This is a genomic window from Ornatilinea apprima (assembly GCF_001306115.1).
GTDB lineage: Bacteria > Chloroflexota > Anaerolineae > Anaerolineales > Anaerolineaceae > Ornatilinea > Ornatilinea apprima.
In genome coordinates this window covers 1-18,236 of record NZ_LGCL01000017.1, presented here as the reverse complement: position 1 = coordinate 18,236, position 18,236 = coordinate 1, and the positions used below count along the sequence as shown (strand labels likewise).

The 18,236-nt window shown below is 59.8% G+C and carries 13 protein-coding genes; 4 read left to right on the top strand and 9 right to left on the bottom strand.

Annotation, left to right across the window (positions count from 1 at the left end):
* Positions 1-130: 130 nt before the first annotated feature.
* Positions 131-892, bottom strand: a complete 762-nt coding sequence (locus ADN00_RS06690) for a class I SAM-dependent methyltransferase (protein WP_075062193.1) — start codon at positions 890-892, stop codon at positions 131-133.
* Between the two features lie 31 nt (positions 893-923).
* Between ADN00_RS06690 and ADN00_RS06685 the strand changes: the two genes are divergently transcribed.
* A complete protein-coding gene (locus ADN00_RS06685) occupies positions 924-2,558 on the top strand; it encodes an elongator complex protein 3 (RefSeq protein ID WP_236691489.1) in 1,635 nt (544 codons plus the stop codon).
* 269 nt (positions 2,559-2,827) lie between these two features.
* Here ADN00_RS06685 and ADN00_RS06680 read toward each other — a convergent pair whose 3' ends face one another.
* Genes ADN00_RS06680 through ADN00_RS06670 form a run of 3 tightly spaced genes read right to left on the bottom strand, consistent with a single transcriptional unit; the run spans position 2,828 to position 6,183 of the window.
* On the bottom strand, positions 2,828-3,592 hold the full coding sequence (locus tag ADN00_RS06680) for a HEAT repeat domain-containing protein (protein ID WP_075062192.1): 765 nt from the start codon (positions 3,590-3,592) through the stop codon (positions 2,828-2,830).
* 32 nt (positions 3,593-3,624) lie between these two features.
* Positions 3,625-4,950 (bottom strand): glycoside hydrolase family 1 protein, encoded by a 1,326-nt coding sequence (locus ADN00_RS06675; RefSeq protein WP_075062191.1) that lies wholly within the window; start codon positions 4,948-4,950, stop codon positions 3,625-3,627.
* 51 nt (positions 4,951-5,001) lie between these two features.
* On the bottom strand, positions 5,002-6,183 hold the full coding sequence (locus ADN00_RS06670) for a lycopene cyclase family protein (protein WP_075062190.1): 1,182 nt from the start codon (positions 6,181-6,183) through the stop codon (positions 5,002-5,004).
* A 273-nt stretch (positions 6,184-6,456) separates the two neighbouring features.
* Between ADN00_RS06670 and ADN00_RS06665 the strand changes: the two genes are divergently transcribed.
* From ADN00_RS06665 to ADN00_RS06655, 3 genes are read left to right on the top strand one after another with little or no spacing between them, the layout of a single operon-like run.
* Positions 6,457-8,526 (top strand): cytochrome c-type biogenesis CcmF C-terminal domain-containing protein, encoded by a 2,070-nt coding sequence (locus tag ADN00_RS06665; protein WP_075062189.1) that lies wholly within the window; start codon positions 6,457-6,459, stop codon positions 8,524-8,526.
* A 1-nt stretch (position 8,527) separates the two neighbouring features.
* Positions 8,528-9,040: a zinc ribbon domain-containing protein gene (locus ADN00_RS06660; RefSeq protein WP_075062188.1), complete on the top strand. Its 513-nt coding sequence runs from the start codon at positions 8,528-8,530 to the stop codon at positions 9,038-9,040.
* 2 nt (positions 9,041-9,042) lie between these two features.
* Positions 9,043-10,287: a hypothetical protein gene (locus ADN00_RS06655; RefSeq protein ID WP_075062187.1), complete on the top strand. Its 1,245-nt coding sequence runs from the start codon at positions 9,043-9,045 to the stop codon at positions 10,285-10,287.
* A gap of 284 nt (positions 10,288-10,571) precedes the next feature.
* Here the strand turns inward: ADN00_RS06655 and ADN00_RS06650 are convergent, their stop codons facing one another.
* The 5 genes from ADN00_RS06650 to ADN00_RS06630 all read right to left on the bottom strand — a co-directional run bounded on the left by ADN00_RS06650 (position 10,572) and on the right by ADN00_RS06630 (position 17,746).
* Positions 10,572-11,519: a CPBP family glutamic-type intramembrane protease gene (locus tag ADN00_RS06650; RefSeq protein ID WP_075062186.1), complete on the bottom strand. Its 948-nt coding sequence runs from the start codon at positions 11,517-11,519 to the stop codon at positions 10,572-10,574.
* A gap of 64 nt (positions 11,520-11,583) precedes the next feature.
* Complete coding sequence (locus ADN00_RS06645) at positions 11,584-14,235, bottom strand: TadE/TadG family type IV pilus assembly protein (RefSeq protein ID WP_075062185.1); 2,652 nt, start codon at positions 14,233-14,235, stop codon at positions 11,584-11,586.
* A gap of 24 nt (positions 14,236-14,259) precedes the next feature.
* Positions 14,260-16,158, bottom strand: coding sequence for a Tad domain-containing protein (locus ADN00_RS06640; RefSeq protein WP_075062184.1), 1,899 nt, complete (start codon positions 16,156-16,158; stop codon positions 14,260-14,262).
* Positions 16,100-16,852: a TadE/TadG family type IV pilus assembly protein gene (locus tag ADN00_RS06635; RefSeq protein ID WP_075062183.1), complete on the bottom strand. Its 753-nt coding sequence runs from the start codon at positions 16,850-16,852 to the stop codon at positions 16,100-16,102. Before ADN00_RS06635 ends, ADN00_RS06640 begins: the two co-directional genes overlap by 59 nt.
* A gap of 168 nt (positions 16,853-17,020) precedes the next feature.
* Positions 17,021-17,746: a nitroreductase family protein gene (locus ADN00_RS06630; protein ID WP_075062182.1), complete on the bottom strand. Its 726-nt coding sequence runs from the start codon at positions 17,744-17,746 to the stop codon at positions 17,021-17,023.
* Positions 17,747-18,236 lie beyond the last annotated feature (490 nt).

Genomic DNA, 18,236 nt, shown 5'->3' with positions numbered 1-18,236 from the left:
GCAGCGCTACCTGGTTCATTACATAGGGCTTAAACACGGGGTGGGCTTGTTTTCTTCTCATTCCTTTATTGAATCATTGCTTTTTAAAAATGTAAAGGGGCTGTCCTCTACTTTTTGGACAGCCCCCCGTTTAATCCAGCGCGCGCCAGGTCTGGTAAAGGGCCAGATTGCCCTCGCGGCCGTCGGAATCAAATTCATTCACCACCTCAAACCCCGCCTGGCTGGCCAGCGCGGCCAGTTCTTCGCGGGTGAAGAGGTGCACGTAGCGGTAGCCCACCTGTTCCGGTTGGCCGGGCAGGGCGTAGCGCCAGTCGAGCAAGTAGTCGTTGGGCTCAACATCTGCATCGGAGAGACCGACTAGCTCCCAGGGCTGCACGCGCTCCATCAGGCGCGGGCTGTTTTGAAACTGCCACTGCGAATGGTAGAACAGCGCGCCGGCGGGCAGGCGGCGGCGCAGGGCGCTGAGCGCCTGCAGGCGCAGGCGCATGGAGGGCAGATGGTGAAAGACGGCAAACGACAGCGCACCGTCAAAGGTCTGACTGCCCAGGCTCGCGTCCCAATCGGGTTGGGTGAGGTCGGTGAGCTGGAAGCTGATCTCCAGGCCGGGGTGATGCGGCGCGCCGGTCTGCACGGAGGCTTGCGCTTCTTCGAGCAGGGCGCGGCTGAAATCCAGGCCCAGATACGCGCCAGAACGACCGGCGCGCGCCCATTCCACAGCCAGAGATCCTGATCCACAGCCCAGGTCCAGCCACCGGCCAGCAGGGGGGATGCGCCCTAATACCTGGCGAATGCCGGGTTGGATGCGGCGGCGGGTGGCGGCAAAGGCCGCGCCGAAAGTCTGGTAGAATTGACGATTGAGATCAATTAAGTGAGTAATGACTTCAGGCTGCATGGCAGCTTTATTATAGTCGATGGATGCAGGAATGGCAGAGAAACAAATGTCGCCTCTCGATCATGAAGCATGGATGAATAAACGTGAGTTCACGCCCGAGAAGATGAAGATCGCGCGGGAGGTGCTGGAGAAGGTGCGCGACGGCGCGGACGTGATGGTGACCATCCGCGCCACTCCGCTGCCGGAGGGCGGGCATGTATCGAAAAGCGCGCTGGTGAAGGTGTACCGCGAGATGGTGGAGAGCGGCGAGTGGGACGCGGACCCCGCGCTGCTGGCGCGCATCCGCATGAAGCCGGGGCGCACGCTCTCGGGGGTGACGACGGTAACGGTGCTGACCAAGCCGTTTCCCTGCCCGGGGCACTGCATTTTCTGCCCGGACGATACACGCATGCCAAAAAGCTACCTGCCCGACGAGCCGGGGGCGGCGCGCGCTTTTCAGAATGAGTTTGATCCTTACCGGCAGGTGCGCTCGCGGATTGAGGCGTATGAGGCAGTGGGCCACCCGACCGATAAAATTGAGCTGCTGATTTTGGGCGGAAGCTGGAGCGCCTATCCGCGCGCGTATCAGGAGCAATTTATCCGGCGCTGTTTTGACGCGATGAATGAGGCGGACACGGCGACGCTGGAGGAAGCCCAGCGCGTGAATGAAAGCGCGCCGCACCGCAACGTGGGACTGGTGATTGAGACGCGGCCAGACCAGATCAGCCGTGATGAGCTGATGTGGCTGCGCCGCCTGGGCGTGACCAAGGTGCAGATGGGCGCGCAGAGCCTGGATGACGACATTTTGAAGTTGAATAAGCGAGGCCACTCCACGGCAGAACTGCGGCGGGCGGTTGCTCTGCTGCGCGCGGGCGGGTTTAAGATCGTGCTGCACTGGATGCCCAATCTGCTGGGGGCGACGCTGGCTACCGACCGCGCGGATTTTGCGCGATTGTGGGCGGAGCGCGGCGAGGGGGCGGGTTACTGCCCGGATGAGATTAAAATTTATCCCACCCAGCTGCTGGAAAAGACGGAGCTGCACCAGCATTGGGAACGCGGCGAATACCGGCCGTATACCACCGAAGAGCTGGTGAACCTGATCGCGGACGTGAAGCCCAGCATTCCGGTCTACTGCCGGGTGAACCGCATCATCCGCGATATTCCCTCGACACATGTGGTTGAGGGCAACCGCCGCACCAGCCTGCGCCAGGACGCGCTGGAAGAGTTGAAGCGGCGCGGGCAGCGCTGCCAGTGTGTGCGTTGCCGCGAGGTGCGCGGGCAGAAGGTGAACCCTGAGCATCTGGAGAAGCGCGACACGGTTTATCAGGCGGCACAGGCCGAGGAACATTTTTTGCAGATGGTGACCCCCGATGACCGCCTGGCGGGCTTTTTGCGCCTTTCGCTGCCGGACGAAGGCGCGCCAGACCTGGCGCTGGACGATCTGCGCGGGGCGGCGCTGATTCGCGAGGTGCATGTGTACGGGCAGTCGCTGGAGGTGGGGGCCGAGGTGGAAGGCGCGGCGCAGCACATTGGGCTGGGCACGGCGCTGTTGGCCTGGGCGGGCGAGATCGCGCGGGCAAAGGGATACGCGCGCCTGGCGGTGATCGCTGCGATTGGCACGCGCAAGTATTATGAATCGCGCGGTTTTACGCGGGGGGATTTGTATATGGTGAAGCCGGTGGAGTAAGAGATCGCCTGGTAAAGCGCGCGAAAGCCAGCGTTGTATTCCAAATCTTATTCATGGCGGGTTTTCGGGACGGCTGCTGGACCCCACCCCAAGCCCTCGCCAAAATGCTGAAAGGCGCATTTTAGGGAGGGAGGTTTGTATTCGATGGGTTTCGGTGCGGCAGACTCGTCAAATCACCAACATTCTCATGCCCCTGCACCACCCTGCGGGTAGCCTCCCACCCTGCCAGCCCGTAGGTGCGGTGCCACCGCACCCTACAACCGGGACGGCTATTCCAGGGGCTGGCCGAGCTTTTGCAGGGTGAGGGCGGCCTGCTGGCGCACGGTTTCGTCGGGGTCGGTGAGGCGGGCGCGGATCACCTCTGCGGCGCCGGCGGCGTGGAGCTGACCAAGGGCGCGCAGGATGGCGGCTGCCAACCTGGTGGCTTCGAGCTGCGCCTGGCTAAGGATGTGCTGCGCGCGCTGGCGGATGACCTCGTCGCTGGTATCTTTGGCGTTGGCGGTCAGCAGTTCTAGAAAATGGGCGCGGATACGCGCCGGTTCTTTTTTAAGCGTGCCCAGCAGGTAGAAAGCCGCTTCGGGGCGTTCGCTTTCGTTGTTGGCGCGCTCAGGGTCGTCAATAAAGGCCTCCGCTGAGAGCAGGCGCAGGGTGAAGTTTTCTTCGATGTCGCCAATCCAGGCGGCAAGCTGCTCTTTGGCGCTGGTTTGCGGGTCTTCCAGGCGGGAGAGGGCGGCCTGCAGGCGCGGGCGGCAGTCTTGTGCCAGGGCGTTGAGCAGCACCGGCACGGCCTGCGGGCTGCCGCTGGCGCCCAGGCCCTGCGCGGCGATCTGCTGCATTTGCAGGTCTCCGCTGAGAATGGCCTGCTCAAAGGCATTCAGGCACGAGGCGTCGGCCAGCTCGGCCAGGGCGCGCGCGGCCGGGTAGCGAATGCCGAAGCCGTGGGTGTAATTCATGGCGCGCGCCAGGGCTTTGCGGTCGCTTTTCTGGCGCAGTTTCTGAACGTTGGGGGGGCTAAAAAACAGATGCAGGCTCACAAGTGCTCCTTAAGCGCGGTGATGCGTCACCGCTATTCGGGGAAGAGGCGCGCAAAACTCTGCGGGGCGAAGCGCTGCACCACATCGGAATGGATGGCGTTCTGCTTGCAGATGGCTTCATAGAGGTCCACGCTGGGGCGGCGGATGCGTTTTTGAGTATCCACGTCCAGCCCCCAGAGGCCAAAGCGCTGCGTCCAACCGCGCTCCCACTCAAAGTTATCCACCAGCGACCACTGGAAGTAGCCTTTGATGGGCACGTTGAGGTTGGCGATTCTCCACACCTGGTGAATGTGTTCGACCAGGTAGCGCGGGCGCAGCAGGTCTTTGGAATCTTCCACGCCGTTTTCGGTGATGTAGATGGGCAGGCCGAATTTCTCGGCCCAGCGCAGGCCCTCGCGGAAGCCGTCGGGCACATTGGCCAAAAAGCCGGTCTCGCTGAGGGCGGCATCGGGGGGAAAGAAGCGCTCGTTGAACATTTGGGCCGGCTTGAGGGCGAATTTCACCAGGTCGCGGGTGTAGTAGTTGATGCCCACGAAGTCCATGGTACCCAGGGCGGCGGGAAGCTCGGCAGACTTGAAGCCGAATTTGAGCGTGCCGGTGCGGGTGGCGCGCGGGAAGGCGTCGTTGTACGAGGCGTGCAGCAGGTTGGCCGCGGCCGCGTCGAGGGGCAGCCAGGCGCGGGCGGGGTAGAAGCTGCGGTAGTTGGGGGCAATGCCGACCAGTGCGCTGGGCTGCAGGTCGTGGATGATTTTGTAGGCCAGCGAATGGCCTTTGAGCAGATTGAACAGCACCTGGAAGGCCAGGTTCATGTCATTTTTGCCGGGCGGGAAGCCGCCGTTGAGGTAGCCGCCGTAGGTGTAGACGTTGGGTTCGTTGATCGTAATCCACAGGCTGACCAGGTCTTTGAGTGCTTCGACGATTTTGCGCACATAGACGGCAAACAACTCGGGGGCCTGTTCGCTTTCCCATCCGCCCTGTTCGGTGAGCCAGAGCGGGTCGGTGAAGTGATGCAGGGTAACCATAGGGGTCAGCTTGCGCTGGATCAGCCCGCGGATCATCTCGCGGTAGGCGTCGATGGCATTCTCGTCCCAGCGGTCGGGGGCGGGCTGCACGCGGCTCCACTCAATCGAAAGGCGGTGGGCGTTCTGGCCGGTTTCGGCGGCGCGGTCAAAGTCTTCGCGCCAGCGGCCGCTCCACCAGTCGCAAGCTTTGCCGGATTGGTGACCGTGAATAATGCGCCCGGGTTCGTTTTCCCAGGCGTACCAGTTGTTATTGGTGTTGCCGCCTTCCACCTGGTGAGCGGCGGTGGCGCAGCCCCACAGAAATCCTTTTGGAAACGCAAATCTGGCTTGTGGCATAAACTCTCCTCACTGCTTGGTTTGGCTGCTCTGACAGGCAGGACAAGGTTATTATATCCGATGCAGCAGTTTCAGTTTGAGCAGTGCGCGCACAAACGGCCAGGTGGGCAGAGTGGCCATGAGCAGGGCGTTTTCCGGCAGAGGGGCTTCTTCGTCTAAAAAGCGAAAGATGCGCTGGATGGAGTTGCGCCTGAAGAGGGCGGTGAAGATGCGCTGGCTCAATTCGCCGTGACGGTAAAGGATTTGGAGGAGAATGGAGTCGTAGAGGCGGTAGCGCGCGGGCGATTCGGGTAGGTGAAAGGGGTGGCCGTGTGCGAGGAGGGATTGGAGGATGGCGGCCGAGTCGCGTTGAATGCGCAGAAAGGCGTAACCAGAAGAGGGCTTCACCCGCCCGCCGCGCGTGCCGATATTGAGCACGCGCTGCCCGGCGCGGCGCGCGAAGGGTTGGTCGGTCATGGGGATGACGCCGTTTTCCACCTCCAGAACGCGGTAGGACTGCAGGCCGAGGACTGACTGGAGATAGTCGCGCAGGGCCTGGTCATACTCGGCGTCGGTCAGCAGATTGGCGGAAAAGAGGGTAAATTCGACCAGGGCGCGGCGCGGGTTGAAGGGCAGAATATAGACGAAGCGCATTTCGCCGTGCTGGGGGGTGCGAAAATCGAACATGCGCGGCAGTTTGGGGTCGAAGGCATCCTGTTCGGTTTCAATCTCCCAGCCGCGGAAATGCTGCAAGAGGCTGTGGTGGCGGGCCGGGTTTGGGCGCACCTGCCCGGCCAGGTAGAGACTGTTGAAAACCCAATCGGCGGTGTAAACTTCACCCCCGGCGGTTACGCGGGCGGCGTCGGGACCGTCTTCCACGCTTTCGACCCCGGCCTGCAGGAAATGAATGTTGCTGAACTGGCTGAGTACCTGGCGGGCGTAGTTGTAAAAATCAATCCCGCGGATCATCTGGTAGTGGTAGGGTGGAAGGTCGTATACGCGCTGGAAGCCGGGGGCGACGAACTCCACCCGCTCCCAAACACGGTAAGCGATGGAATCAAACAGGGTGGGGGTGCGCGCCCAGAAGCACCAGGTGCGGTCGTTGGCCTGCTTGCGGTCGCGGTCGATGATCAGGATGGACCGGTCTTTGAGCGGGCTGCTGGCGAGCTGCACCGCCAGGCTTAAGCCGGCGGCGCCGCCGCCCGCCAGGATAAAGTTGTAGTGGCTGGTTGGGTGAGCGGATTGGGTTTGCATTTCTTAATTCTAACGATTTTTTTAGCCACATTTAATATGCGTGTGTAATAATTATTATAATTAAGCAGGTGAAAATATTCACCTGCTGTATTTTGCGGTAACCACAGCGGATAGAACCGGTTGCGCTGATTCCAAAGCATGAAACAAACCACGAAAGGAATACTCTGCTGGCGCGCGCAGAGCAGAGAACGCACAGTATGCGACCTGAATCAGGCTTGAATAGGGATAGCAGCATGGTTTCAACGCGTTATTGGATAGAGGACATCCGCTCGTATGGTGTCTGAAGTCGCCAGTGGGTCGCTGGTATTGGCGCTGGTTAGCTGCCTGGTTGGTATTGGGGCGGCGATGATCAGTGTGCGGCGCAATCTGTTGGCCTGGGCGGAAAGCGCGCGGGTGAGCTTACTGGTGCAGTTCGGGCTGGTAAGCTTTTCGTTGCTGCTGACGAGCGTGCAGTTCTTATTTGGCTTTTTGCATGTGCGGATTGTCTATGAATCGACCCGCCTGGGGATGACGCCGCTCGAGCGGCTGGCTGCCATTACCAGCCAGAGCGAGGGGGCGATGCTGGTGTTTGTGTGGTTTATCGGCCTGGCCGGGCTGATGCTTGCGCTGCTGAACTGGAGTGGTGAGCGGCAGCAGCAGCCGGGCGTTACCGCAATATTTTTGGGTATTCAGGCTGTTTTCCTGGGAATACTGGTATTTACCGAAAACCCTTATCTGCGGATGTGGCAGGAGCAAGAGGGCAAGCTGCTGCTGGCGGTCTCACAGCCAGGCGGGTGCCTTTTATTTTGCCCGGCAGCCGGCAGGGGGATGCTGCCGCCCGATTTTTCGTGGCTGGCATGGGCGCAGCGGCCGCTGCTATTTTTTTCCACCGGGTTGGTAACAGCTGGTTTCGCGATCGCGGTTGCCGCGCTGATCACTGGAAGGCTGAACGCCTCTGACCTGGCGCGCGCGCACCCCATCTTTTTTGGCGCATGGATGGTTTTGGGCGCGGCGATAGTGATTGAAGTGGTCCGGAAATACAGAAGCGACCCGGCAAGTGGACTCTGGACGTGGGATCAAGAGCAAACCGCGGTGCTCGTTACGCTGCTTCTTGTCAGCGCGCTGCTGCATGGTCTTTCAGCGCACCGCAATCGTGGGCTGTTTCGCCACGCTACGCTGTGTTTGATTGTGCTTGCCTATCTGGCGTTGATGGTTGTGGCGATGAACGCTATTTTTACTGAGGACTTGAATGACCTGCAGCGCGGAAAACCCTGGCTGCAAGTTTTCTGGGCAGCAGCCGGGCTGGCGGCAGTGGTGGGCCTGATTTTGCGCTGGAGAAACCTGAAATCGGAGGAGCGGATCGAGTCGGTTGTTTCACGCGAGGCGCTGACCGGAATGGGCATTATTCTGTTGTGCGGCCTGGCGGCGATTGGGGTGTGGGGGTTAGCCGCGCCCCTTCTGGCTGAGAGGCTGTTTGGAAGCCAGCTTGTTTTTGAGGTGGGACAGTATCGAAAGGCAATGGCTCCGCCGGTCCTTTTTATTTTGTTTCTTCTGGCTTTGGCGCCTTCCAGCGCGTGGCGTTTCTCCACCGCGCACACGCTGGCACACGGACTGTGGAAGCCGCTGCTGATTTCGATTCTGGCGATGGGGTTATGGATGTTGCTGGGTGTGCGCTACCGGCCGGCTTTGATTGTGTTATGGCTGGTGGGTTTCGGAATTATTTCCAATTTGATGAATTTTTCGCGCAAGGCGCGAGCTATTGCGCACCTTCAACAGGTGAGTCATTCTCAGGCGCTGGCATTCATGCTGGGGAAAAATGCTTACCGTTATGGCGGACATATCATCCACCTGGGTGTGCTGATGACGATGATCGGCATTGTTGGCGTACAAATGCTAACGGTGGAATCGCAGGGCCGGGTGCGGACTGGCGAGAGCCTGCGCCTGGCCGGGTATGAATTTGTATTTCGAGGGGCATCCACGCAGCTGCTGCAAAGCGATCACCAGGCAGTTACGGCTGAGGTGGAAGTCCGGCGACAAGGGAAACAGCCCTCTGGAATGCTTTACCCCCGAATTGATTATTTCACTGGCGAGCCGGCCCAAACCACGTTTGGGCGCAGCGCGAGCCTGGCCGGGGATACGTTTGTTTCGCTGGCAGACTGGCTGCCTGCTTCGGCAGAATCGGCTGTACTGCGAGTGTACTTCAGCCCTTTGGTGACCTGGACCTGGATTGGGCTGCTGATGATTTTGACGGGCGGCATGTATCAACTGGCGCGCTGGCCCAAGACGCACCTTCCCAGTCTGCGTCTTACTGCTGAGAGAAGAGAAGGTGGATTAAGCGGGCGGCAGCCAGAGGCGGAGGATTGAGATGATGATGGATTCTGGTTCGATTCTGTTCCTGGTGGGGCTGAGTCTGCTGGTGATTCTGACCATCAGCGCGCCGTTGTATAACCACGCGTTGAAGCGCATCCGCTTAAGCAGTCCGCAGGAAGATCGCCGCGGGCAGCTTGCGTTTACCCGCTTGTGCCTTCAGGCGGCAGAGAACGAGCTGGAAGAATTGAATATTGACCGGAGCGCCAGCCGCGTTGCTGAACAGGATTTTCAGGCCCGCGCTTTGAAACTGGCGGAAGAGATGGAGATATTGAAAGCCGAAGAACAACAACTGGAGCTGGTGCTGCGCTACCAGGCAGAAGCGAGCAGGACCGGCGCGCAGCCGGAGGATGATCTGGCGCAAGAGCAGGAATTGGAAGCGTTGATTAAAGCGTACCGCCGCGGGCGAAGCGAGAAAGCGGCCGGTTTGTGCCCAAACTGCGGGCAGGCTTACCTGCGTGGTGACCGGTTCTGCGCGCGGTGTGGTGAACAATTGGATTATGGATTGTAATGATGGCATTGAATCAAAAACACTATTTTTCTCTGGCGATTCGAATTCTGGGGATTGTGAGCCTGGTTGGTCTGCTGTGGTTCAGCCAGGGTGAGCGCGCGCGGCTGGCCGCGGCCGCTCCGTTGCTGCCCTGGCAAAGCACGCTGCCCGAGTCGGTTACGATTAACGGGCGGGTAACCCACGGTGGCGGGGGAGAACTGCCCGCCGAAATGGAAGTGCTGCTGGTGGTGTATGAGGACATGACGGTGAAAATGCAGCAAGTAACCGGTGTGGATGCAGACGGTTATTTTGAGTTTCTGGAAGTGCCGGTGCGCTCTGGCTGGGCTTACCTGGTTTCGGTGATTCATCAGGAAGTGCCTTTCTATTCTGATCTGATTACTGCCGATGATCTGGCGTTTGTCTCTGAGATCAGCCTGCCGGTGAAAATTTATGACAGCACGCGAGACACGAGCGGGTTAAGAGCTGAGGCTGTGCAGGTTTCCATCGACTTTTCTGAGCCTGGAATGCTGCGCGTGGCACAGTCGTATACGATTGCCAACCCTTCGGCGCTGGTTGTGCTGCCGGCAGAAGCCGATGGGGCGGTTTTGACCTTTTCTCTCCCGGCCAACGCGCAGCAGGTTTCACTGGCCGATGGTGAACTGGGCGGACGGTTTATCCGCGCGGGCGACCAGGTGGGCGACCGGCAAGCGGTGCTTCACCATGAGCGCCAGCACACGGTGGCTTATGCGTACCAGGTTCCGTATACACGGGGGTATACATTGGAATTGATTCTGCCGGTGGAGACGCGCTCGCTCTCGGTGATGGCGCCGGCAAATGGTGTGCGCCTGAAGGGCACGGGGTTGAACGATGCTGGCACGCGCGACGCGCAGGGGCAGACAATGCGGCTATTCACAGCCAGCAATCTGCCGGCAGGAGAGGTGGTAAAGCTGGAGATCAGCGGCCGGCCGCGCGATCCCGGAGATCCTGTATCAACCAGCAGCCTTTCGATTGGCCTGGCTGGGCTGGCGCTGGCGGTGATCGCGTCGGCGGTGGTGGTGAGCCGCTGGACAAAACACGAACCACCGGCCGCAGAAGGCACGTACCTGGTGGGGAATGGATCGGACGAGCCGGTGGAGTATTGGTTGGAGCAGATTGCTTCGCTGGATGATCTGCAGCGCTCCGGTCAGATTGACCCCGCGGTGTATGAGGCGCGGCGCGCCGAGTTGAAGTCCCGGCTGCACAAAATTCGCCAGCGGGACGAGCAATAACCGCGATTGCCCCGGCTTTTTTACATTACAGACCCCACCCCGAACCCTCCCCAAAATGCTGGAAAGCGCATTTTAGGGAGGGAGATTTGTTTTATGGGTCGGGTGGCCGCGGAGAACGGATTCTTTGTCGGGCGGGTGAAGGGCGGAATATTTGTTTTGAGGTAAATCAATCTCAATCTGCTCGAAACCCGCCGGTAATGGATAGCGGTGCGGCGGCGGTGCACGCTACGGAAGAACCAAAATTGCAAGTTCCCGGAAGAATGGGATTCTGGTGTGAGGTTGTGTCAGAGGATGAGGTACCAGGCCTGCCAAAAGATGAGGAGGTTGAAGAGGGCGTGGGCGATGACGGCCGGGTAGAGGCGGCCCGTCCATTGGGTGAGGCGATGGGCGGCCAGCGATAGGCAGAAAGCCGGCAAGAAGAGCACCGGGCGTGCCTGCAGGGCGGAAAAAAGGGCGGCTGAAGCCAGCGCGGGGTAGAGATCACCGCCCAGGGGGCGCAGCAGTGAGCGCAGCTCGATGCGAAAGAAATACTCCTCGGCCCAGGGCGCGGCGGTCAGGGCGATGAGCAGCACAAACCCTTCAAACAAGGGGTTGAGCGGGGGAAAGTCCATAACAAAGGTGTTCGAAAGCAAATCGATCAGGTACACTCCGGCCAGCCAGACCGCCAGCCCGGCCAGCAGAGAGGCGGACAGCACCCACGGCCAGGCAACCGGCCGGGAGGGTTGGGTGGGCTGTTCCAGGCGCGCGGGTTGCGGCGGCAGGGGAATGCTCCAACGGCGCAAAAAGGCATACCCGGCCAGCACCAGGGCCTGCCAGATAAAGAACCAGGGCTGGCCGGCGCTGTTGATCCGCCCGGGGACGGGCGCGCGCAGCGCCTGGAGCCAGTCGGGCAGCACAAACACGAAGGCTGGCACCAGGTAGGCGCAGGCCAGCACCACCAGCATGGTCGCACTGCGCGCTTTGAGGCGGCTCTCTTGCGGCTCAAGGGCCATGCGCAGGCTGGAGAAGCCCACAATTAAGAAGGCCAGCGCGGCCAGTGAAATCAGCACCAGCTTCCATTCGGCGCTGACGGCAGGAGAGAGAATCATCCAGCGCAGCAGCAACCAGGCAGCCAGGCCAAAAATGACCTCCGCCAGAATGATGAGGCGGGCGCGCCGGGACAGCGGGTAATTAAGGCGTTGGAGGCGCGCTTTCAGGACCTGTAGATTGAATGTGCCGGTGGGAGATTTCATGGATGCCCCTGCGAAAAGCCCCGCAAGGTTGGTCATTGATCACTTGCGGGGCTTTTCGGGTTGTTTAGCGGCAGCCGCCCAGTTCAATTGGCGTCTGGCATTTGGTGGGGGTAGAGGTGGGCGCCGAAGTGTTGGTGGCGGTGGCCGGACGCGGTGTGTTGGACTTGGTGGGCGTCTTGGTGGGCGTCTTGGGGGTGGGACTCTTGGTATTGGTGGGTTTGGTGGTGGGTGTTACCGGGGTGTTGGTGTTGGTCGGCCGGGCGGTGCGAGAGGCGGTGGGGGTGTTGGCGCGCACATTGAAGGTCTCTTCAATGATGGCAGATTTGTAGCGGTTGCTGCTGTCGTTGTTCTCGGCCAGGATGACGAAGCGGTAGGTGTCGTTGGTGATCATATAAGGACTGTTTTTTGAGCCGTAAGACCAGTATTTCACGTTGATTTCGCGGGTGGTGCAGGAGCTGGAGCCGCCAAAGATGCAGTACGGTTTGCTGGTGTCTTTGCTCCAGTGCACCAGCTGGCCGGCGCTGTTGTAGACAAAGAAGCGCACCTCACGCACGTTGTTATCATTGCCAGAGAGACCCTGGTTGCCTTCAACCACCGCGCGGAGGGTGAAGGTTTTGCTGGTTTGGCTGAAGGTGGGCATGATGCGCGGCCCGGTTTTGCCGGTCAGGTCCATCACGCAGCTCACGGTGGGCGAGGTGGCGGGTGGGATGATGTTGTAATAGAGGTGACCGTTGAAGTCGCTGGACCAGTAGAAGTTGTAGCTCTGCGATGAACCGCCCCACGGATCGCCATCTCCGGAGGGATGTGGGACGGCGGGGGTGGCCCAGAAGTTGAAGATATTTTTATCGTAAGTAAACTTGAACCAGCCACTCGTGCCGGGGTTCATGACCTTGGGATTGGGGAAGGTGTGGCCGTAAGAGAGGGCAGTGGTGTTGGGCGGGTTGTAAATGGTCGTGTTGCTATCCCATAGATACAAGTCGAAGGAGCGGTCGGGGTCGGGGCTCTGAATTTCGTTATGATAGGCGCCGTTGTAGCTCATGTCGGCTTTGTAGAGCTGGACATTGTAGGGGCTGTTGTTTCGTAGCTGTGATTCGAGCAGGTAACCGCCGGATGTGATGTATTGGAAGGTTACCGCTTCTTGCGAGCCGCTGGAGAGGGTGAGATTTTCCAGCTGGTCGCAGGAGGGCGGCGGGATGGGGGTGGGCGTGCGGGTGGGTTTGTCCACGCGCGTGTAGGGCTTGAGGTACTGGCCTTCGATGATGGTGGGAGTGTTGTCGTCGGGCGAAACCTGGAAGCCGGTCCAGGCCACGGAAAGCGAGTCGCCGCCGCCGCCTTCTTTTTGCAGGGCTTCAATGTAGTAGAACTGCCCGCCTACCAGGTTGATGGAGACGGATTTCTGCTCGGGGTATTTGCCCCACTCCGTATAAGAGGTATAGCTTTTTACCCAGGCGATGCGGGATTTGTTGTCGGGATCGGTGTTGGGCGAGAGGTAAAGCTCGCTCTGGTCGTCTGAGGCAATATAGAAGGTATACGTGCCGGTATAAGGCGGGCAGACGTAGCCGCGCATGCGCGTGCCGTAATTGTCTTTCCAGTTATGCGGGGCGTCAAAGGAGGTGGGGAAGTTGTAGCCGGTGGGATAGTCTTCGATGTAATCGAGATGGTTGGTAAGATTGCTGATGCTGCTGCCATCTACACCCTCCCACCATTCGCGCAAGATGGTGCCGGTGCCTTCGCATGTGGCGCGGGTGGGGGTTTGGGTGGGCGTGCTGGTTTCGGTGGGGGGCGGGGCGGTGTACGTCCATGTGGGGGCAAAAGCGATGGCCCCGGCCAGACCGGTTACGCGCGAAACGCGGAATTTTTCCACCAGGCCTTCGCGTTCGGTGGAGAGGCGCAGGGTGGGCCACCAGGAGCTGAGGAAGGGGGTGATGAGACGGTGGCGGTAGGTGAGCACCACGCGCACGCGGTCGCCCGGGCCGCCCGCGTCATCCACATAGCGCACCATGTTGCTGGTAACTTGCCCGCTGGAATTGAGCTGGGCCTGCTGGCAGTAGATGGGATAGCGGTAGTCTTCTTTGGAAGAGGCAGGGTACGGCTCCAGGTAAAACGGATTGGGGTTGAACATGAAGGCGCTGCCGTAGGGAGCGTCTCCGCTGGGGGCTTTGAAGCGGTTGGAGCAAATGGAAATGCCAAAATAGCCGGCAGCGTTGGGACTGCCACGGTTGGTGGTCTCGAGAGCGGAGGTCTCGTATGCGTGATCAAGGTAGCCGAGGTAATCGCCCGAAACGGTCTGGTCCCAGGCGATGCCGGTGGCGCCAGCCAGAGCCGCGTCGCGAATGGAGGCAAGGCGCGCCCAGTCTTGCAGGGCGTTCGATTTTTCTTCGGCGGCTTTCTTTTGTTCTTCGGTGGCGGTTCCGGCCGGGGTAATGACGCAGTCTACATTGGTGTCAGAATTAAGATCTTCGGTGTAGAGTCCCAGCGCCTGCCCGGCTTCATCGCAGTAACCGGGGTCGTAAGAGCCGGTAATGGCGTAGCGCACGCCGAAACGCGCGCCATTTTCCAGTGCCAGCCAGGCCTGAAGAATGCGCCCAAACTCGATGACGCCGAAAACCAACAAGAGCAAAATAGGCAGCGCCAGGGCAAATTCAACCAATCCCTGCGCGGGATGGTCTTTGAAGCGGCTGCGCAATTGAGATGAAAGATGGCGAATGGGTCTCATAACCCTCCTTTGCCCCGAAGGGGATTAGTTCGTGATCCGGGTATAAATACGGGTGGCAATATCCTCAAAAATAGGAAGCAGTTGGTCACCGGTGGGCGCGTAATAATACTGGCCGCAAGATTTCTGGTTGGCGGTGGAACTGCACGGGTCGGTTTCGCGGTCGCCGTCGTCTCCCACAGCGGCCATGTAGCGCAGCAGCTCTTCACCCACGGCACCTTTGCCGGGGATTACGCTGCCCGCCGCACCAAGGCCGATGGTGTAGATGGCAATGTCGTTGCCAGCCGGCTCTTTGCTGTTGTTCGACTTGGTAAGGGCGGCTTCATCGGTCATGTCGCGGGCGTAATCCATAACGGAATAGTTGGGGTTGGGGAGCTGCCCGGTCCAGACGGTGCCGGGAGCGCAGGTCTCTTCCAACTGGTCAATGCAGATGCGCGGGCTGAGTTCAAAGTCCATGCACACACCCGGCCAAAAGCCCTCGCCCAATTTGCCGCTGCAGAATCCGTTTTTGTAAGCGGTGGGGATGGCGCTGTAGGTGAGCGGCGTGTCTGAAAGGTTGGCCAACCCATCAGAGAGAAGCACAATTACCCACACTGAACCGGGGCGGCCGCTGTTTCGCAATACGTTAGAGGCCACGCGCATGCCGCAGCCGGTGCAGGTGGAAAGCGGCGAAAGCGAGGCTTTCAGGGGACCAGAGCCGTCTGGGTCGCGGGCGTTGAGCCAGCCAACCGCGTAATTATGGTCGGCATCGGTGTAGATGCCGTCTTTGTCCCAGTCGTATGCGTCGTATTTATAATCGTCATCACAGGGCATACCGCCCCAGGTTTTGTAGGTACGGCTTTCATCAAAACGATCGTCATCCAGCTGGCAGCAGAGCGGGTGGAGCGGGTCTTGCCAGCAGGTGGGCAGCAGCGGGTCGCTGTCGGCGCCGTCACCGTCGCGGTCTTCAGGGTTGACCGGGTTGAAGAGCGGCTGGTTGTTGCCCAGAGCAGAACGCCAATAAGGCCACATGCGGCTGTAGGGCGGGTCGTCGTGCAGTTTGATGGCGTCAATCGCGTCGCGCACCTCATCGAGGTCGTCGCTCAGGTCTACCGCGACACCCATCTGGTTGTTGATGGGGTGGGCGTAGCCCTGAGAGTCAAAGGTTACGATGGAAACGCGGTCGTAGCCCTGGTAGAGGTTATCTACCAGCGCCTTGGCGGCAATTTTGGCGTTGAGCAGGGGCTGGCAGGTGTTATCCACATTGCAGCCGGTGGGTTGGTCATCGTTGGTGGCGGCTTGATCGGGGTCATAATCATCCACCACATTGGGATAAGCAACTTTAATATATTCAACGGTGTCAGAGGCCATCGATTCGGACGTGTCGAGGACGATGACCAGATCGACGGCAGCGGCTTCTGCGGTGGAGTTGGTGTTCAGAGTAACCGCGTCGAAGCCAATGAGCTGCAAGAAGTAGAGGGGGGCGCGCAGGTCTGCTTCGACCCATACCAGCTTGCGCGCGGCCTGGCTGTGGAGGGTGTCGGGACACCGGGCGTAAAAACCGGGCACGGTGGTTTGCAAGGATGCGTCGCGTTGGCCGTCGCCATCGGCGTCGCAAATGTAAAGCTGCATGTCGACCGCTTCGATGTCGATATTGTGCATGTTAAGCACTTCGGTGGCGGCGCCGCGCATTTGATCGAGGGTGGCATTGCGTTTAAACTCATTGGCTGCCGAAACGGCAGCGGCATCCACGGCGCGCTTGAGGTGGCCGTAGGTTACATACAGGCCGCCGGCGTCCACCGCCAGGCCGATAAACAGCAACATCGCGATCAACGCGACGGCGAAAATCACCAGAACCTGTCCGCGGGTGTGCGGCTGGGGCGCGGGTTTAGGGCCGGGGTGTGGGCGACGGTTGGGCGGCTGGAATAGGCATGAGAGTGTACGCATGGATCCTCAGGGGGTTGGGAACAAAATTGGTTAAAACCGGCAGGTTGAGAGCCTGATGGTAACAATAATAGAATTCCACCGCCACCAGACCTTTGCTTTTGGGGGAGCTGGGCTCGAGGGTGTCGTTAATCCGGTCCGCGGTGAAATAGGGGGTGGAGCGCACAACTTTACCCTGGCAATCTCTTTGCCAGTTGTCGTTGTGAGCGGTGTCGCTGTCGATGTTGGAGAGCGCCCAGTACCCTTTGGGCTGGGGAAAGACGGGGGAAGAGACGTGCCAGTCGCTGACGGTGTAAACGGTGATGACCACGTCGTCAATTTCGGGGTTGAGGGCAACAAAAGAATTCAAGCCGTTGCAAAATTTCGTGTCGGTGCAGTTGGCGGAGCCGGTGGGGGGCGAGAAGATGCAGGCGGTGTGGTAATAGAAGTTGAAGGGTTCGCCAGCACTGCAGCTAACCGTGTCGATGGGGGCGTTCATGAAGGGGTCGCGCACCGAGGCGAAGCGGGCGGCCTCACGGGTGAGGTCGAGAATGTCGAGGTAGCGGCCAATAAAGAAGCTGATTTCCACCAGACCCAGCAGCATGAGCAGCAAGATGGGCAGAATGAGGGCCAGCTCTAAAAAGGATTGGCCGCGCGAGCGGGCGCGGTTCAAAACCGTCTGATGGAGAGAAGGAAGGCGTTGTAAAAATTTTTGCATTTTGGCTTTTCTTTGTCGGGTAGGTACCTGATTCTAAAATACCGTATGCAAAAACCCCTGTCAATGAGCAAGAGGTCATTTTTAGGTAACTGTACAGTTACCCAAACGTGTTTGTAACGCAATTCATACAATTGGCAGAAAAGGGGGTGAGAGGGCTGGTTGGGGAGGTTACGAGTCCGCGTGGAACCAGATAACGTCTTCGGGGTGGTAGGCGGCTTTATCGGTGGCATGCGGGGCGCCCGCGGGATAGCCCAGCAGGAATCCGTCGAAAGCGTATTGGGCGGGGGGCAGGTTCAGCAGGGTGCAGGCCGCGGGGTCGCGGAAGAGCAGGGCCAGGCCGCTGACCGGTTGAAAGGCCAGCTCCAGGGCGGTAGCCATCAGCCACATGTTTTGCAGGCAGTGGGCCAACGATTGGCGGTCGAGCCAGTTGGAGACGGACGGTCCGCGGCGCTGTTCGGCAACGATGATCAGCAGGGGTGCGCTGGAGAGATTGGCAAAATGGCCTGTGAATTGGGCGGTCTGTTGAAAACTGAGGCGCATCATCTCGATGGAGCGCGAGTTGAAGGCGTAGCCTCTGAAGACGCGCTCCCAAAAGTTGAACCACCAGCGGTGCGGACCGGGGCGCAGTTTTTTTTCAAAGGCGGCGGCGTTGTTCTGGAGGGCCTGTTCGATTTGCGCGCGGGCAACTGTGCCGGCTGGGAATACGTAGAAGCGGCGAATTTCATCTTTCTGCTTGCCAAAAACGACATGCGGCGCCAACTGACCGGCTGCCAGCACTTCTTCCACCAGGGCGGGGTCGGGCTTGCGGGTATCGAAGGCGCGAACGGTGCGCCTTTCGGCCATGATCTGCTGCAGAATTCTGGTTTTCAGCGTTTTTTGAAAGCGCTCTTCCATTGGTTGTTCCGGCTCCTTGCTGCACACAATTGTACATCATTTTTGCCGGAATCCGGTTGTTTGAGACCCCATCCCCCGGCTGCGCCGACCCCTTCCCCGGCAAGAAAGCCAGGGAAGGGGTGAAGCAAAGAGGGCTGCATACCATGCAGCCCTATCGAAATCTGCGGTTGTGAGACCCCATCCCCCGGCTGCGCCGACCCCTTCCCCGGCGGGTAAGCCAGGGAAGGGATCGAAATCTGCGGTTGTGAGACCCCATCCCCCGGCTGCGTCGACCTCTTCCCCGGCGGGTAAGCCAGGGAAGGGGTGAAGCAAAGAGAGCTGCATGGTATGCAGCCCTACCGAAATCTGCGGTTGTGAGACCCCTGTAATGGACCCCAAAAACTGGACACCCCCTAAAGGGGTAGAATAAGATTCAAGAAAGAGGTCCAGAATGGGAGAACGCAGGAAATTTACCGCGGAATTCAAAGCAAAAGTTGTTCTAGAACTGCTC

Bases quoted from the DNA above. Each gene is read 5' to 3' on its own strand.
- ADN00_RS06630 (WP_075062182.1), bottom strand. From the start codon at position 17,746: ATGGAAGAGCGCTTTCAAAAAACGCTGAAAACCAGAATTCTGCAGCAG.
- ADN00_RS06665 (WP_075062189.1), top strand. From the start codon at position 6,457: ATGGTGTCTGAAGTCGCCAGTGGGTCGCTGGTATTGGCGCTGGTTAGC.
- ADN00_RS06640 (WP_075062184.1), bottom strand. From the start codon at position 16,158: ATGCGTACACTCTCATGCCTATTCCAGCCGCCCAACCGTCGCCCACAC.
- ADN00_RS06650 (WP_075062186.1), bottom strand. From the start codon at position 11,519: ATGAAATCTCCCACCGGCACATTCAATCTACAGGTCCTGAAAGCGCGC.
- ADN00_RS06660 (WP_075062188.1), top strand. From the start codon at position 8,528: ATGATGATGGATTCTGGTTCGATTCTGTTCCTGGTGGGGCTGAGTCTG.
- ADN00_RS06675 (WP_075062191.1), bottom strand. From the start codon at position 4,950: ATGCCACAAGCCAGATTTGCGTTTCCAAAAGGATTTCTGTGGGGCTGC.
- ADN00_RS06685 (WP_236691489.1), top strand. From the start codon at position 924: ATGGCAGAGAAACAAATGTCGCCTCTCGATCATGAAGCATGGATGAAT.
- ADN00_RS06655 (WP_075062187.1), top strand. From the start codon at position 9,043: ATGGCATTGAATCAAAAACACTATTTTTCTCTGGCGATTCGAATTCTG.
- ADN00_RS06690 (WP_075062193.1), bottom strand. From the start codon at position 892: ATGCAGCCTGAAGTCATTACTCACTTAATTGATCTCAATCGTCAATTC.
- ADN00_RS06670 (WP_075062190.1), bottom strand. From the start codon at position 6,183: ATGCAAACCCAATCCGCTCACCCAACCAGCCACTACAACTTTATCCTG.
- ADN00_RS06645 (WP_075062185.1), bottom strand. From the start codon at position 14,235: ATGAGACCCATTCGCCATCTTTCATCTCAATTGCGCAGCCGCTTCAAA.
- ADN00_RS06635 (WP_075062183.1), bottom strand. From the start codon at position 16,852: ATGCAAAAATTTTTACAACGCCTTCCTTCTCTCCATCAGACGGTTTTG.